Below are 16,705 nucleotides of genomic sequence, written 5' to 3'. Positions count from 1 at the left end.
GCACGAACCGGGATGGATGAAGGCATTCAGAATCTGGCTTTTCTGAGGATCCAGATTGAAGATATTGTTGATTATTTTGGAGCAAACGAAATTGACGAGATCTGGATCACATTTCCGGATCCCCAGCCGCAGGACAGCCGGGAGAAGAAGAGACTCACGTACCCGGGCTTTCTAAATAAATACAAATCATTTTTGAAACCCGGCGGTAAAGTCAATCTGAAAACCGACAATGACGGACTCTATCAGTATACCGTGGAGACAGTAAACGAACTGAAAATGGTGTGCCATAAAAATACAAACCAGCTGTACAAATCTGAATTTGCAGACGAGGTGCTTTGCATAAAAACCCATTATGAAAGGATTTATCTAAAGCACGATAAAAATATAAATTACATCCAATTCTCATTTGAATAATGGAACAGTCATTCTACGATCAGGTTTTTGAATTGGTCCGGCTCATTCCAAAAGGGCGGGTCACTTCTTATGGAGCTATTGCCAAAAGTCTGGGTTCCGGAGGTTCTGCCAGAATGGTGGGCTACGCGATGGCCAATGCTCCTTTGGCTCATCCGCCGATACCTGCCCACAGGGTCGTCAACAGCAGCGGACTGCTGACCGGCAAGTTCCATTTTGGCACTCCTGACCTGATGCAGGAATTGCTGGAAGCTGAAGGAGTGAGCGTGAAGAATGACAAGGTCCAGAATTTTAAAACACTTTTCTGGGATCCGCTGATCGAGTTATAAAATGAAAACCCTAAGAATTTAAACAATGACGGATATGATCAGATGTGACTGGTGCGGCAATGACCCGCTGTACATCAAATACCACGATGAAGAATGGGGCAAGCCTGTTTATGACGATAAGGTCCTGTTTGAATTTCTCATTCTTGAGGGCGCGCAAGCCGGACTGAGCTGGATCACCATTCTCCGGCGAAGAGAAGGGTACAGAAAGGCATTTGCTGATTTTGATGTTCAAAAAGTAGCGGCATTTGATGAAAAGGATGCGGAGCGGCTGATGAACGATGCGGGCATTATCCGGAACAGGCTAAAGGTGAACGCCGCGATCAGCAACGCGAAACTTTTCATCGGCATACAAGAGGAGTTCGGCTCTTTTGCCGACTACATTTGGGGATTTCTGCCGGGTAAGAAACCATTGGTCAACGCGATCAAAACCATGAGAGATATCCCGGCAAGAACGGAGCTCTCCGATGCGATCAGCAAGGACATGAAGAAAAGAGGGTTCAAATTTTTCGGCACCACGATTTGCTATGCGCACATGCAGGCGACAGGCATGGTCAATGACCACAAGATCGGCTGTATCAGCAGATAAGAATTATTTTTTTATGGAATTGTAATCCACGACGAGGGACTTCACCTGGCTGGCATCAAATGTGTCTGTCGCGTTTATGCGCTGGCTGATGTCCGCGCTGCCGGTTAGTTTTTGCAGCAGTATGTTTTTAATGTGCTGCGCCTTGCCTTCGGAATTTACTCCCTCTACCGGAATTTCCATCAAGGGACCGGTACCGAGCCGTTCAATAAAGTAAGTTGTCGGCATGATTCGTTTTGGCTGATCGGCCTCGCTCCGCCTGCCGCCGCCGATGGAGATGCCCACACCACCGCCCAGACCGCCTGTGCCACCGCCAACAGCGACAGATGGCCTGACTTTAGCGCGCTTTTGAGGAGGTTCTGCAGCCATGGTATTACCGCCTATCGAATATAAGTTGACTGTGCCCTGTTCAAGGAGCCTGAAAAAACGGAACTCCATGCGCTTATTGATCAGGATGGGTTTGCTTACATAAGTTTCACCGTTCCAGACAAATTCTTTGATGTCCTTAGCCTCGTACTGCACCATGCTTTCCGCATCGTTCTTGAAGATCACTGAGGAGAAATTGGTTGCTTTAATGGTTCCCCTGATAAAGTTGCCTTCCCTGATCACAATGATGTCCTGTGCTTTGGAATATAGAGCGGACAGGACAAGAAGGGATAGCGCCAGATATTTTATAGATCTCATAATCGTCAAATAACGGAAATTATTAGAGTATTATTACCTTTATCAAATAACAAAGATCTTATATGAGACCATCATGATTTTCAAAAGCACAAAATTGCCTGATAAAATCACGATAGCTTCATCACAAATAAAGAACAATAAATAGACAGATGAAAAAACTCTTCCTTCTTGATGGCATGGCACTGATCTACCGGGCGCATTTCGCACTGAGCAAAGCTCCCCGGTTTACTTCTACAGGAATCAACACTTCTGCGGTGATGGGATTTGCAAATACCCTGCTGGAAGTACTGAAAAAGGAAAAGCCAAGTCACATTGCTGTTGTATTTGATACGGATGCCCCTACAGAAAGGCATACGGATTTCGCTGGTTATAAAGCACATCGTGAAGCGATGCCGGAAGACCTGGCTACCGCACTTCCTTATGTATGTAAGATGATCGAGGGTTTTAAAATTCCCGTAATCACTAAGGATGGTTATGAGGCCGATGACATCATCGGTACTTTGGCGAAAGAGGGTGAGCGTCAGGGTTTCCAGGTATATTGCATGACTCCTGATAAGGATTTTGCGCAGCTGGTTTCGGATAATATCTTTATCTATAAGCCTGCAAGGATGGGAAATGAGATGGAGGTGCTGGGTGTCAAAGAGATTCTGGCCAAATGGGAGATCGAAAGGGTGGAACAGGTGATTGACATACTTGGGCTATGGGGCGATGCAGTGGATAATATTCCCGGCATTCCTGGCATAGGGGAGAAAACAGCCAAGCTGCTGATCAAGCAATATGGTTCTGTAGAAAACATCATTGCCAACGCGCACGAGCTGAAAGGCAAGCAGCGTGAGAATGTGGAGATGTATGCTGAGCAGGGGATGATCTCCAAAAAACTGGCTACAATCTTACTGAATGTTCCGGTTGAGTTTGATGAAAAGACTTTGGAACTGGAGGAGCCAAGCAGGGAGCTGCTGGAGCCTTTGTTTGCTGAACTCGAATTCAGAACCATAGGAAAGCGGGTGTTCGGCGAAGGGTTTAGTGTCAACGAGGCGAAAGGAAGTGCTGGCCAGCAGACCGATCTGTTTGGGCAGGCAGTTGAAATGCCGCAGCGTGACCCTAAGGTGTTTGTTGCGGCGCCGGCTATGTTTGAACAGGCCGAAGCGAAAACTATTGAAAACACGCCGCATGATTATAAATTGGTGGGTACACCTGAAGAGCGCAGGGAGCTGATCGCATTGTTGCTGCAGCAGGAAAGCATTTCCTTTGATACAGAAACTACGGGTACGGACGCCAATCTTGCTGACCTGGTGGGCTTGTCGTTCAGTATTAAGCCTGGGGAAGGTTACTACATTCCTGTACCTGAAAACAGAACGGAAGCGCAGGTCATCGTTGATGAGTTTAAAGCAGTGTGGGAAAATGAAAGTATTGGCAAGATCGGACAGAACATCAAATATGATATGCTGGTGCTGAAATGGTACGGCGTTTCCATAAAGGGAATTCTGTTTGATACCATGCTGGCGCATTACCTGATAGATCCGGATACGCGTCACGGTATGGATGTCCTGTCGGAAAATTACCTCAATTATTCGCCGATTTCCATTACCACATTGATCGGGCCTAAGGGCAAAGCGCAGGGAACGATGAGGGATGCGCCTGTGGAGAAAGTAGTTGATTATGCCTCGGAAGATGCGGATGTGACTTTGCAGCTGGCCAATAAGTTCAGACCTATGCTGAAAGAACTCAATGCGGAAAAACTGGCCATGGAAGTGGAGAATCCGCTGATCTATGTGCTTGCGGAGATTGAAAAAGAGGGTGTGCGCATCGATATGGATACGCTGATCAATTATTCTAAGGAACTGGAGATCGACATCAGGAAGTTTGAGCAGAGTGTATATGACAAGTGCGGGGTGAAGTTTAACCTGGCCTCGCCAAAGCAACTGGGTGAAGTATTGTTTGACAAACTTTGCCTTGATCCTAAGGCTAAAAAAACGAAGACCGGACAGTATCAGACCGGTGAGGATGTGTTATTGGCTTTGGCCAGTAAGAGCGACGTTGTCCAGGATATTCTGGATTTCCGTCAATTGCAAAAACTGAAATCTACTTATGTGGATGCACTGCCTTTAATGGTCAATCCGAAAACAGGCCGCGTGCATACGAGTTACAACCAGGCGGTGGCGGCAACGGGAAGACTGAGTTCCAACAATCCAAATCTCCAGAATATTCCTATTCGTACCGAAAGAGGGCGTGAGGTGCGCAAGGCTTTTATTCCAAGGGATGAGAATCACATTCTGCTTTCAGCGGATTATTCTCAGATCGAGCTGCGGATCATTGCCGATATCAGTAAAGAGGAAAATATGCTGGATGCCTTTAATAATGGTATCGACATTCATACGGCTACGGCTGCAAAGGTGTACGGAATTTCTATCGAAGAGGTAGATTCAACTCAGCGCCGCAATGCCAAGGCGGTAAATTTCGGGATCATCTACGGGCAATCGGCTTTTGGCTTGTCACAGAATCTGGGCATTCCGCGTAAGGAAGCTGCCGAGATCATTGAACAGTATTTTACGCAGTATCCCGGAATTAAGAAGTACATGACGGATACGATGAACTTCGCCCGTGAGAATGGTTTTGTAGAGACTATTCTGGGCAGAAGAAGGTACTTGCGTGACATCAATTCTGCCAACCAGACCGTAAGGGGTTTTGCGGAACGAAATGCCATCAATGCACCCATTCAGGGCTCGGCTGCTGATATGATCAAGGTGGCGATGATCAACATCCATAAAGACATTCAGGACCAGAATCTCCAGTCTAAAATGACGATGCAGGTGCATGATGAGTTGGTGTTTGACGTGCTGAAGACTGAGGTTGAAGCCATGAAAGCCATCATATCACACCGGATGAAAACGGCGATTAAAACTACGGTGCCAATTGAAGTAGAAATCGGGCAGGGAGAAAACTGGCTGGCGGCGCATTAAATAAGGTTTCGTCATATTATTAGCAGGGAGCTTAGTATAAAAAAAGCAAGCATTACTCTTCGAAGACTGGACCTTGCGCGCTGAAGAAGCGCACAAATCCTATGTCTTCTCTGAGAACACTTGCTTTTTTTTGCAACACGCCTAAAGAAAGTTCAGCGTTCTATGAAAAGGCATGTAAAGCCTTTGCGCGCTTTTTCAGCGTGCCTAAGGGTTTTGAGCCTTTGAATAGTAATGCTGACTTTCTTTAGTTTAAATTTTAAGCGCCTTAATTTTCTATTGGCTAGCCTTTCTGGTTAAAGCTCAATGGTCTCACCAATGCCAGGCAAAAGCAAAGTCTTGTTTTCTCTTTTGAATTTGGCAACAGCTTCTTTAGTGTCAATCTGAATAGGCGGAAATGTATTGTAATGCACACCGATCACTTTATTACATTCCAGATATTTCGTAGCGATCAAAGCATCATCAACATCCATGGTGTAGTGACCGCCGATCGGAAGAATGGCATAGTCCAGGCTATACAGGTCAGCAAGGATCTTCATTTCCCAGGTAAGAGCCGTATCACCGGCAAAGTAGATGGTCTTTCCTTCCAGCTCCAGAACAAATCCGGCGGGATTGCCGCCATAGCTGTCGTCAGGATTGGCGCTGGTATGAACCGCCCAGACGGTTCTTAATGTTCCGAAATCAAATTTTGCTTTGCCGAAATTGACATCGGTTACATTTTTTATACCCTGTTTACTGATCCAGGTCGCAACTTCTACTACGGCGATCACATGGGCATTGGTATTGTTGGCGATTTCAACAAGGTCCGCTATATGATCGCTATGGCCATGACTGACCAATATATAATCTGCTTCAATGGTTTTAATGTCAATATGTTTGGCAAGCGGATTGTGCGTGATGAAAGGATCAAAAAGGAATTTTTTGCCATCGGCTTCAATTGAAAAGCAGGACTGGCCATAGTAAGTGAATTTCATAATTTGGTATCTAGTCTTTTCTTTATTTCATCGGCTTTTTGCTGTGCCGCCATTAATTTGTCGAACATAAATATGGATTTTAATATAAAACGAAATTAAGGGAAATTGGTTTAAACTATCGCCCTTAAATAAAAAAAGCGGCTTACTGATGAAGTAAGCCGCCAATATCCTATTTGACATTTTGTTTTTCAGAGGTATATATCAGCATGTACGTGAAAAGACCTGCTTTGGTTTGCCGCAGCTCTTTTTATTTTTAGAGCCCATTTTATTTCATTAATTCTTTATTGAATGCCACAAAAAGCTTGAACAGATCATTATATTCTGTGAATGGGAGTGTTGCGGCGACGTCAAAAACATCATGATAGGCGCTTATGCCGCCCATTGTATAAATAAAAAAAGCAGGGACTCCCTTTTCCGTAAAAAAATAATGGTCGCTATTGGCCGCCTTACCCCTTGGGTTTATTTTAGAGAGGTATTTGTTGTCATCATTGATCTTATTGAGCAGCGCAAATTCTTTAGCATGGAGCGTGGCATTCACCACTGTGATACCGCCTTCGCCAGTACCAACCATATCGACATTGATCAAAAACCGGATCTGTTCCAGAGGGATCAGCGGATGTTCAGTAAAATACTTAGAGCCGACCAACCCGGCCTCTTCTCCGGTAAAGCAAATAAAAGCAATGCTGTAGGCCTGCGGATGGGCTGCATAGTATTTGGCCAGGCTCAGGAGAAAGGCGATTCCGCTGGCGTTGTCGTTTGCCCCGGGGAAGTAGGTTTCACTTCCCATTCCGCCGAGGTGATCGTAATGTGCGGAGATGACAATGATCGAATCTGGTATTTTGCTGCCTTTTACAATAGCACAGATGTTGGCGGTGCTGAATTGCGCTACAAAACTGTTTTCTATGTTCATCTCTATATTTTTAGGAGCGCCCAGTATAGATTTTTTATCAATCTGGACTCCGGTATAATCTTCCTGCTGCTTGGCTACAGACCAGGTGAGCTTATCCTTCAGCTGAACCATCAACCGCTGACCGGGGTCTGCGAAAGTGACGCTGTCCATTTGCCGCAGGCTTCCCATTGTTTTTTTACCGGTACTTTCCGGCATCACGATAAAGTCTTTGCCGGGAATTAGTTTATTGCCGTCTACGCTGACATGCATTTTTCCGGGAAAGGTGTTGACAGGAAATGAAAAGACCTGCTTAAAGTCTTTTCCGTCCATTGGTTTCAATCCGAAGGACCTGAATTCGCTGATGATAAAATCTGCGGCTTTGGCCATTCCCTGATTGGTATAGCCCCGGCCCCACATCGGTTTTGAAGTGAGCTGCCGGACGATGTTTTTGGCAGCAGGCAGATCCTGAGCGTACAGAGACCTGCCTGCTGCAAAAAGAAAGAGCAAGGTGAGCAAATGTTTCATTGCGGTTAATTCAAATGTGTGATGACATAAACTTACAGAAATTTTAAATGTTTAAGGATGAAACACAATGCCCGGACAGTTGTTATATGGTGATTACTGTAAAATTATGGATATACGCTCGAATGAACCCTTCTGGCTGGTTAAAAATGGGATCATCCATTCTTATCCCTCACTGAGAAACAACCTGGAATGCGATGTGCTGATCGTTGGGGGCGGGATCACGGGTTCGCTGATGGCACAAGCCTGTGTGGAGAAAGGGTACAGGACTGTACTGATCGACAAGCGGGAGATCGCAAACGGCAGTACATCGGCCACTACTTCGATGCTGCAGTATGAGATTGACGTGCCATTGTATAAATTGAAGGAGATGATCGGTGAACAGGGCGCAGTGGCCAGCTACAAGGCCTGTCGTGACGCGATCTATAAACTTGGGGATCTGGTCAGGGAGATCGAATCTGTCTGCGGATTTGAAAGGAAAGAGTCCGTGTATTTTGCCGGGAGCAGCAAGGATGTAAAGTGGCTGCGAAAAGAGTACGAGGCCAGGTTGACCGCAGGTTTTGAAGTAAAATGGCTGGATAAACAAGCCGTCAAATCAGCATATGGTGTGATGGCCGAAGGTGCGATCTTGTCTGCTGATGGTGCTAGTATCGATGCTTTTTGCCTAACGCACGATCTTTTGCACTTTAACGTCAAAAGAGGCCTGCAGGTATTTGACAAGACAAAGCTTGAAAAAGTGAAATATGAAAAGGACAGTGTAAAACTGGAGACAGATACAGGCGGGCAGATTGTCGCGAAAAATGTCATTTACTGTACGGGTTACGAGACCCAGCAAATGCTGCCGGACAAGGTGGTGAACTTAAAAAGCACCTATGCCATGATCAGCGAAAAAAACGACCAGCATGCGGAGGTCTGTAAGAAGACTTTGTTCTGGAATACGGATAGTCCTTATTTATACCTGCGCACTACAGAAGACGGAAGGTTGCTGGTTGGCGGTGAGGATGAGAATTTTAAAAATGCCGGCAGAAGAGATTTGCGCATCGGGAGGAAAAGAGACAGACTGATAAAGACCCTGAAGAAGTATCTGCCGGAGGTGAATTTTATAGAGGATTTCTGCTGGGCCGGGACTTTTGGGGAAACCAGGGATGGGTTGCCTTATATAGGTCGCCATCCCAAGTTTCCGCATAGCTATTTCGTATTGGGTTTTGGAGGCAATGGCATTACCTTTTCTGTCACTGGGATGGACATGGTCACCCGTATGATGGACGGATCACCGGATCTGCTGTCGCATTATTTCCGGTTTGGACGATAAATTGCCTGAATTTCTTTTTACTGAAAAATGTAAAAAAATCAAAAACGTATTGCACAACTCGATATTTATTTAAACCTTTGCGCCTCAAGTCATTTAAAGAATAACTGTAAACAGAAAAATGAACACGCACGCACCACATAAACTTTCTATTGTAGAGGCAAAGAATATTGCTTCTAAAAGTTTGTTTATTGAGCGTTTGCGACCCATATTTTCTGTTACTACCAACCGGCAAACCTATACGCCGCGCATTTGAGTAAATCGCTGATCAAACCAGTGAATTTTTCCACAGAGGATTGCCTCTCAAAAAACAATTAATCAGAACATGTATATTTTTTCGTTATCGTATTAATGAATATAAACGATTTTATAGTGCTGGTAGCGCTTCCTGAACATCGTGTCTTCGCAGAAGAGATCTGTGAGGAAATGTCAGAGTCTGCAAAAGCACGCGGCACCGGTATCGCCAAACGTTCCCCGGAATATGTAGCAGGTAAAATGGTGGATGGAAAGGCGGTCATTGCTTTTCATAAGGATGGCTCATGGGCCGGATTTTGTTATATTGAAACCTGGAGCCATGGACAGTTTGTGGCCAATTCAGGACTGATCGTAAGTCCGAAATACCGCAAGGCTGGTCTGGCCAATGCCATTAAGCATAAAATATTTGACCTTTCCAGACAAAAGTATCCGAAGGCAAAGATCTTTGGGCTCACCACCGGTCTGGCGGTGATGAAGATCAATTCGGACCTTGGGTATGAGCCTGTCACCTATTCAGAACTGACCCAGGATGAAGAGTTCTGGAAAGGCTGTCAAAGCTGCGTGAACTTTGAGATCCTGAAGATGAAAGAGCGCAAGAACTGTATGTGTACGGCCATGTTGTATGACCCTGTGGAACAAAAGCATGATGCAGCGAAGAAATTTGCGGAAGAACTGCATAAGAACCCAACGCTTTACGAACGATTCATGAGTATCAAGCAGAAGCTGGTGCTCAAATCAAAGCCACAAAATAAGGGGTTGAAGTCCCTGTTGTTATTGTTTACGTTTTTATTTAATAAATAGCTGTCATTAATATGAAGAACAAGGTTGTTTTAGCTTTTAGCGGGGGTCTAGATACCTCATTTTGCTGTATTTACCTGGCCCAGGACCGTGATTTGGAAGTACATTCTGTAATCGTGAATACCGGGGGTTTTTCGGATGAGGAGCTGCAGGAAATAGAGAAACGTGCTTATGCTTTGGGTGTTGCTTCTCATGCTGTGGTTGATGAAACCGCAAATTATTATGACAGTTGTATCAAGTTCCTGATCTATGGTAATGTACTGAAAAACGCAACTTACCCACTGTCTGTTAGTGCAGAGCGTGTAAGCCAGGCTACGGCCATTGCCAATTATGTAAAAAAAATAGGCGCAGATTATGTAGCACATGGAAGTACCGGCGCCGGAAACGACCAGGTGCGTTTCGACATGATCTTCAACATCATCATCCCGGGAGTAGAGATCATTACCCCGATCAGGGACTTAAAATTATCCCGCGAAGCCGAAATAGAATACTTAGCAGCGCGTGGTGTGGTGTACAGTGCGGAGAAAGCAAGGTATTCGATCAATAAAGGATTATGGGGAACGTCGGTCGGCGGTAAGGAAACTTTGACTTCTAACGAAACCCTGCCTGAAGCTGCCTGGCCAACACAGATCACCGAAACGGAATCGCGTAAACTGGAACTGACCTTTGAAAAAGGAGAGCTGGTGGCCATTGACGGAGAAACATTTGAACCGGTCAGGGCAATCCAGAAATTACAGGCCATCGCCCAGCCGTACGGCATAGGCAGGGACATTCATGTGGGGGATACGATTATAGGAATTAAAGGCCGTGTGGGTTTTGAGGCTGCGGCACCAATGGTGATCATCAAGGCACACCACACGCTTGAAAAACATACGCTGACCAAGTGGCAATTGTCCTGGAAAGAGCAGCTGTCTTCTTTTTATGGCAACTGGCTGCATGAAGGACAGTTCCATGATCCGATCATGCGCAACATCGAAGCGTTTTTAACAGACACGCAGAAAGTAGTAAGCGGAAAGGTATTTGTAGAACTGCTGCCGTACCGTTTCAACATTATCGGTATTGAGTCTGCGCATGACCTGATGAGCAGTAAATTTGGCAGCTATGGTGAGATGAACAATGCATGGAGCGGGGAAGATGTAAAAGGGTTCTCTAAGATTTTTGGCAACCAGGTGATGATCTGGCATAAAGTGAACAATCATGAAGATTAAAGCAGGAATCATAGGCGGTGCCGGATATACCGGGGGGGAAATGATACGTTTGCTGATCAACCATCCTGCTGTGGAGATCGCATTTGTACACAGCAGCAGCAATGGAGGCAATTTAGTCTCGGATGTGCATACTGATCTTTTTGGTGATACGGACCTGCGTTTTACGGCTGAACTTTCTTCCGATATTGATGTCATGTTCCTTTGTGTAGGCCATGGTGACGCAAAAAAATTCCTCGATGCGAATCCTGTTGCTGATCATATTAAGATCATAGACCTGAGCCAGGATTTCAGACTGAAGGCCAATGCCGGCAACAAGTGGGTATACGGTTTGCCTGAACTCAACAGGGAAAAAATAAAACAGGCCTGTTATGTGGCCAATCCGGGTTGTTTTGCAACCACAATACAATTGGGACTGCTTCCGTTGGTGGCTAAAGGGCTGTTGAAAAGTGAAGTGCACATCAACGCTACGACAGGATCTACCGGTGCAGGACAAAGTTTGTCCGGTACCTCACATTTCAGCTGGCGCAGCAATAACCTTTCAGCTTATAAAGTATTTGAGCATCAGCACTTGAACGAGATCGGTGAAAGCTTAAAACAATTGGATGCGGGCTTTGACCAGACCATTAATTTTATTCCGCAGCGCGGAGCTTTCACCAGGGGGATTCTGGCTGCTATATATGTCGAGAGTGATCTTTCTGCGGAAGAGGCACAGCGTGTATACGAAGATTACTACGCAGCACATGTTTTTACGCATGTAAGCAAGAAAAACATTGACCTGAAACAGGTAGTCAATACCAATAAAGGGCTGGTGCATGTCGAGAAACATGGCAACAAGTTGTTTGTGGTGAGTATAATAGATAATTTGCTGAAAGGCGCAAGCGGACAGGCCGTGCAAAACATGAACCTGATGTTTGGACTGGAGGAGCGGCAGGGTTTAAACCTTAAAGCAGCAGCATTTTAATTCTATTTTCCACCATTTAAAACTACGAACATGAATCTTTTTGATGTATATCCATTAAACGACATAGAAATAACCAAAGCATCTGGCAGTACGGTATGGGATGCGGAAGGACAGGAATATCTGGACCTTTATGGCGGTCATGCCGTCATCTCTATCGGGCATACCCACCCGCATTATGTAGCACGCCTTACAGATCAGCTCAATAAAGTCGGCTTTTATTCCAACTCTGTTAAAATTCCTTTGCAGGCTCAGCTTGCCGAAAAGCTGGGAAAAGTATCCGGTAAAACAGATTACCAGTTATTCTTGTGCAATTCAGGCGCAGAGGCCAATGAGAATGCGCTGAAGCTGGCTTCTTTCTACAACAACAGGAAGAAAGTGATTGCTTTTAAAGGCGCTTTTCATGGCAGGACATCTCTGGCGGTAGCAGCTACTGATAATCCGAAGATCATTGCTCCTGTAAATGAAACGGATCACATCATTTTCCTTCCGCATAACGATGAAGCTGCATTGGCTCAAGCCTTTGCCGAATATGGTACTGAAATCTCGGCTGTGATCATAGAAGGCATACAAGGTGTAGGCGGTATCAAAGAAGCATCGGTAAGCTTTTTACAAAAGATCCGTTCGCTGTGCGACGAATATGATGCCGTTTATATCGCCGACAGCGTACAGTGCGGTTACGGAAGAACCGGATTATTTTATTCTCATGATTACGCAGGTGTCAATGCCGATGTATATACCATGGCAAAAGGCATGGGCAACGGTTTTCCGGTTGCGGGCATCTCTATATCGCCTAAGTTCAAGCCATGGCACGGAATGCTGGGCACTACTTTTGGCGGTAACCACCTGGCTTGTGCGGCAGCGCTTGCCGTGCTGGAGATCATGGATCAGGACAGCCTGATGAAAAATGCAGAAGAAGTCGGCAGTTATCTGATCGCTGAACTCAGGAAAATTGACGAGGTGAAAGAAGTACGCGGCAGGGGTCTTATGATCGGCATTGAATTGCCGGAAAGCCTGGCTAATGTGAAGAAGGATTTGCTGTTCAAACATAAGATCTTTACCGGGGAAGCCAGGCCAAATGTGATCAGACTATTGCCTGCCTTAAACTTAACTAAGGTTCAGGCTGATCATTTCTTAAACGAATTTAAAATTGCTTTAAAAGGATGAACCAATTCACTTCAGTACACGATGTACAAGACATCCGCCAGCTCTTAAAAGACGCATTGGCACTAAAGGAAAATCCATATTCACAACAGCATTTGGGGAAAAATAAGACATTGGGCCTTGTTTTTCTGAACCCAAGTCTGCGCACACGTCTGAGCACTCAAAAGGCAGCGTTAAACCTGGGCATGAATGTGATGGTGATGAATATGGACAAAGAAGGCTGGGCGCTCGAAACCCAGGATGGCGTAGTCATGAACGGCACTACCGTAGAGCACATCCGTGAAGCTGCGGCAGTGATGGGGCAGTATTGTGATATATTGGGCCTGCGTTCTTTTCCTAAACTGGTGAACCGGGAAGAGGATTACAATGAAGATTTCTTTAACAAATTCATCAAGTATTGCAATGTCCCTGTAGTGAGCCTGGAAAGCGCAACCCGCCACCCCCTGCAGAGCCTTGCTGACCTGGTGACCATCAAGGAGACCTGGAAAGGTGAAGGTAAACCCAAAGTAGTTTTGGCCTGGGCGCCCCACATCAAGGCTTTGCCGCAGGCAGTGCCCAACTCTTTTGCAGAGTGGATGTGCAAGGCGCAGGAAGATGGCATGATCGACTTTACCATTGCGCAACCAAAGGGGTATGAGCTGAATGAAGATTTTACCCCGGGGGCATACATCACCCATAGTCTGGATGAAGCGCTTAAAGGGGCAGATTATATCTATGTGAAAAACTGGTCCAGCTACAAGGAATATGGAAAGGTATTGACCTATCCGGAAGGCTGGATGCTGAACAACGAAAAATTAAAAGGAACAAATGATGCCAAAGTGATGCATTGCCTGCCGGTCCGCCGGGATCTGGAGCTGTCCTCAGAGATCCTTGACGGACCGAATTCGCTGGTGATCCATGAAGCGGGAAACCGGTTGTGGGCAGCGCAGGCGGTATTGAAGCAGATGTTGGAGAACTTGTAGATCAGAATGATTAATTTAAAGCCATGAATAAACTCAGTGTAATCAAGATTGGCGGTAATGTGATTGACAATTCCGAAAAGCTGCACCAGTTTTTACTGGACTTTATCGCATTGCCGGGAAAGAAGATCCTGGTACATGGCGGCGGCAAGATCGCTACGGAGCTCGGAGATTCCCTGGGTGTGGAGGCAAAAATGGTGGAAGGCAGACGCATTACGGATATTGAAACGTTAAGGATCGTGACCATGGTTTATGCCGGTCTGATCAATAAAAATATGGTGGCCCAGCTGCAGGCCAAAGGCAGCAACGCGATAGGTCTGACCGGTGCTGATGGCAATATCATCAGGGCGGTAAAGCGTCCGGTAAAGGAAATCGACTATGGCTTTGTAGGAGATCTGGATGCTGCTTCGGTAGCATCGGAAACACTCAAAAACTTATTGGAAGCAGGTCTTGTGCCGGTACTTTGCGCCATTACGCACGACGGGGATTCGCAGCTCCTGAATACCAATGCCGACACCATTGCTTCTGCGGTGGCCGTCGCAATGTCGGGTCTTTACGAGACTTCGCTGATCTACTGTTTTGAAAAAAGAGGGGTGATGAAGGACATTGACGACGACAGCTCCCTGGTTCAGCAGATCAGGAGTGGCGAATTTGAAGGATTAAAACAGGACGGCACTGTTTCAGGCGGGATGATCCCCAAACTGCACAATGCCTTTGAGGCAATAAAAAATGGTGTGAATGCGGTATATATCGGCAAAGCGGACGAGCTCTCACAATTAGATCAACAGAATTTCGGAACACGATTAATCAGATAGTTATGAACCAGTTTAAAGGCAGTATTGCCATATTAGGAAGCGGAAACATTGGCATTTCACTGGCCAAAGGGCTTGTTAAAGCAAGCTATGCAGAACCCGGACAGATCAGTCTGACCAGGCGCAACATTGCAAACCTAAGCACGCTGGCCGACCAGGGTTTCATCACCAGTACAGACAATGCGGCGGTCGCCGCAGGCGCAGACCTGATCGTTTTGGCGGTATTGCCGCAGCAGCTGAACCAATTGCTGGACCAGATCAGACCTGTGGTGAACGTAAAAAAACAAGTCTTTATTTCTGTGGCTTCCGGTGTAAGCTGTGCAGACATCAGGAACAAACTTGGTGATCAGGTACAGGTGATCAGGGCGATGCCGAATACAGCCATTGCCATTGGCCAGTCCATGACCTGTATAGCGACTGACAATGCTTCCAAAGAAAATGTGGATGAAGTGATCCGGATGTTTGAGACTGTAGGTTCGGCATCAAAGATCAACGAAGACCTGATGACTTCGGCTACGGCATTATGTGCATGTGGCATCGCCTTTTTTTTAAGGGCGATCAGGGCAGCCTCCCAGGGTGGGGTAGAGATCGGTTTTCATGCGGATGAAGCTTTGAAGATGGCCGTGCAGACCGCTAAAGGTGCTGCGGATCTTTTATTGCAGATGCAATCACATCCTGAACAGGAAATAGATAAAGTAACCTCGCCTAAGGGCTGTACCATTGCCGGTCTCAATGAGATGGAGCACAACGGATTCAGCTCCTCATTGATTAAAGGCATCAAGCTGTCGGCTGTTAAAGCCGGGGCTTTATATACAAAAGAATAACCACATGATAGAACAACTGCAAAAAGATAGCCTGGGATTGTTGAAACAATTGATCAGTATCCAGTCATTCAGTAAAGAAGAGGACAAGACTGCTGATGCAATTGAACAGTTTTTGCAGCAACGTGATATAAAAACTTTTAGAAAGCTTAATAATATCTGGGCTTACAATAAACATTTTGATCCTTCGAAGCCAACTGTGCTGCTGAATTCGCATCACGACACAGTAAAGCCCAATTCGGGATATACGCGCGATCCTTACGATGCAGCAGTAGAAGACGGCAAACTATATGGCCTTGGCAGCAATGATGCCGGAGGATGTCTGGTGTCGCTCATAGCGACCTTCCTTTACTTCAATGGTCAGGAGGGTTTAACTTACAATGTTTGTCTGGCGACTACAGCAGAAGAGGAGATCTCCGGAAATAACGGACTGGAGCTGGTACTGCCGGATCTTGGTGAGCTGGAGTTTGCCATTGTAGGTGAACCTACGCAAATGAACCTGGCCATTGCCGAGCGGGGATTACTGGTGCTGGATTGTACTGCTACCGGGAAAGCGGGCCATGCTGCGCGCGAAGAAGGTGACAATGCGATATATAAGGCTTTGAAAGACATCGAGTGGTTCCGCAATTACCGCTTTTCTAAGATTTCAGAAGTGTTTGGACCTTTGAAGATGACGGTGACGATCATCAATGCAGGATCACAACACAATGTAGTTCCTGCAACCTGTACCTTTACGGTTGATGTGAGGGTTACTGATGCTTATACCAATGAAGAGGTGTTAAAGATCATCCGAACGAATGTAGACTGCGATGTGAAACCCCGGTCTATCCGGCTGAAACCTTCTTCCATTGATAAAGAACACCCGCTGGTGCAGGCAGGTGTGGCTTTGGGCAGGACCACTTATGGTTCACCGACCACATCAGACCAGGCGCTGCTGAGCATTCCTTCGGTAAAGGTGGGGCCGGGTGATTCGGCGAGGTCGCATATGGCTGATGAATATGTTTTTGTGGATGAGATCGCTGAGGGGATTGAACTGTATATCAAGATGCTGGAGCCGGTGATCAAAGGGTAG

16 protein-coding genes are annotated in these 16,705 nt (G+C 46.1%); 13 read left to right on the top strand and 3 right to left on the bottom strand.

From position 1 onward, the window contains the following. From trmB to VK541_RS08925, 3 genes are all read left to right on the top strand, one after another. Window positions 1–414: tRNA (guanosine(46)-N7)-methyltransferase TrmB (trmB, locus tag VK541_RS08935; RefSeq protein WP_324369077.1), on the top strand; the 414-nt coding region annotated here is incomplete at its 5' end. Beyond that, window positions 414–740, top strand: a complete 327-nt coding sequence (locus tag VK541_RS08930) for an MGMT family protein (protein WP_324369075.1) — start codon at window positions 414–416, stop codon at window positions 738–740. The genes trmB and VK541_RS08930, both read left to right, overlap by 1 nt. Before the next feature lie 25 nt (window positions 741–765). Then, window positions 766–1,326 (top strand): DNA-3-methyladenine glycosylase I, encoded by a 561-nt coding sequence (locus VK541_RS08925; protein WP_324369073.1) that lies wholly within the window; start codon window positions 766–768, stop codon window positions 1,324–1,326. Between the two features lie 3 nt (window positions 1,327–1,329). Here VK541_RS08925 and VK541_RS08920 read toward each other — a convergent pair whose 3' ends face one another. Next, complete coding sequence (locus VK541_RS08920) at window positions 1,330–2,007, bottom strand: hypothetical protein (RefSeq protein ID WP_324369071.1); 678 nt, start codon at window positions 2,005–2,007, stop codon at window positions 1,330–1,332. Between the two features lie 149 nt (window positions 2,008–2,156). Between VK541_RS08920 and polA the strand changes: the two genes are divergently transcribed. Then, complete coding sequence (polA, locus tag VK541_RS08915) at window positions 2,157–4,967, top strand: DNA polymerase I (RefSeq protein ID WP_324369069.1); 2,811 nt, start codon at window positions 2,157–2,159, stop codon at window positions 4,965–4,967. A 293-nt stretch (window positions 4,968–5,260) separates the two neighbouring features. Here polA and VK541_RS08910 read toward each other — a convergent pair whose 3' ends face one another. Together VK541_RS08910 and VK541_RS08905 are read right to left on the bottom strand one after the other, a co-directional pair. Beyond that, on the bottom strand, window positions 5,261–5,938 hold the full coding sequence (locus VK541_RS08910; RefSeq protein WP_324369066.1) for a metal-dependent hydrolase: 678 nt from the start codon (window positions 5,936–5,938) through the stop codon (window positions 5,261–5,263). Window positions 5,939–6,203: 265 nt separating this feature from the next. Beyond that, window positions 6,204–7,352 carry a M28 family metallopeptidase gene (locus VK541_RS08905; protein WP_324369062.1) on the bottom strand — a complete coding sequence of 383 codons (1,149 nt, stop codon included), beginning with the start codon at window positions 7,350–7,352 and terminating at the stop codon, window positions 6,204–6,206. A gap of 106 nt (window positions 7,353–7,458) precedes the next feature. On the opposite strand from VK541_RS08905, the gene VK541_RS08900 reads away from it, so the two are divergent. The 9 genes from VK541_RS08900 (at window position 7,459) to VK541_RS08860 (ending at window position 16,705) form a co-directional block, all read left to right on the top strand. Continuing rightward, the gene (locus tag VK541_RS08900; protein ID WP_324369060.1) at window positions 7,459–8,661 is read left to right on the top strand and encodes an FAD-binding oxidoreductase; all 1,203 of its coding nucleotides are present in this window, start codon (window positions 7,459–7,461) and stop codon (window positions 8,659–8,661) included. A 348-nt stretch (window positions 8,662–9,009) separates the two neighbouring features. After that, the gene (locus tag VK541_RS08895) at window positions 9,010–9,714 is read left to right on the top strand and encodes a GNAT family N-acetyltransferase (RefSeq protein WP_324369057.1); all 705 of its coding nucleotides are present in this window, start codon (window positions 9,010–9,012) and stop codon (window positions 9,712–9,714) included. 11 nt (window positions 9,715–9,725) lie between these two features. After that, entirely contained in the window at window positions 9,726–10,919 is a 1,194-nt protein-coding gene (locus VK541_RS08890; protein WP_324369055.1) for an argininosuccinate synthase, read from the top strand. After that, a complete protein-coding gene (gene argC / locus VK541_RS08885; RefSeq protein ID WP_324369054.1) occupies window positions 10,909–11,880 on the top strand; it encodes an N-acetyl-gamma-glutamyl-phosphate reductase in 972 nt (323 codons plus the stop codon). Before VK541_RS08890 ends, argC begins: the two co-directional genes overlap by 11 nt. A 30-nt stretch (window positions 11,881–11,910) precedes the next feature. After that, window positions 11,911–13,044 carry an aspartate aminotransferase family protein gene (locus VK541_RS08880; RefSeq protein WP_324369052.1) on the top strand — a complete coding sequence of 378 codons (1,134 nt, stop codon included), beginning with the start codon at window positions 11,911–11,913 and terminating at the stop codon, window positions 13,042–13,044. After that, the gene (locus VK541_RS08875) at window positions 13,041–14,003 is read left to right on the top strand and encodes an acetylornithine carbamoyltransferase (RefSeq protein WP_324369049.1); all 963 of its coding nucleotides are present in this window, start codon (window positions 13,041–13,043) and stop codon (window positions 14,001–14,003) included. The genes VK541_RS08880 and VK541_RS08875 overlap by 4 nt, the downstream gene beginning before the upstream one ends. 23 nt (window positions 14,004–14,026) lie before the next feature. Next, the gene (gene argB, locus VK541_RS08870) at window positions 14,027–14,815 is read left to right on the top strand and encodes an acetylglutamate kinase (protein WP_324369047.1); all 789 of its coding nucleotides are present in this window, start codon (window positions 14,027–14,029) and stop codon (window positions 14,813–14,815) included. Window positions 14,816–14,817: 2 nt separating this feature from the next. Beyond that, complete coding sequence (proC, locus tag VK541_RS08865) at window positions 14,818–15,636, top strand: pyrroline-5-carboxylate reductase (protein WP_324369045.1); 819 nt, start codon at window positions 14,818–14,820, stop codon at window positions 15,634–15,636. A 4-nt stretch (window positions 15,637–15,640) separates the two neighbouring features. Further along, complete coding sequence (locus VK541_RS08860) at window positions 15,641–16,705, top strand: M20 family metallo-hydrolase (protein WP_324369043.1); 1,065 nt, start codon at window positions 15,641–15,643, stop codon at window positions 16,703–16,705.

The sequence above is a fragment of the Pedobacter sp. genome, assembly GCF_035317785.1.
Lineage (GTDB): Bacteria > Bacteroidota > Bacteroidia > Sphingobacteriales > Sphingobacteriaceae > Pedobacter.
This window is presented reverse-complemented; position numbering and strand designations above follow the sequence as displayed.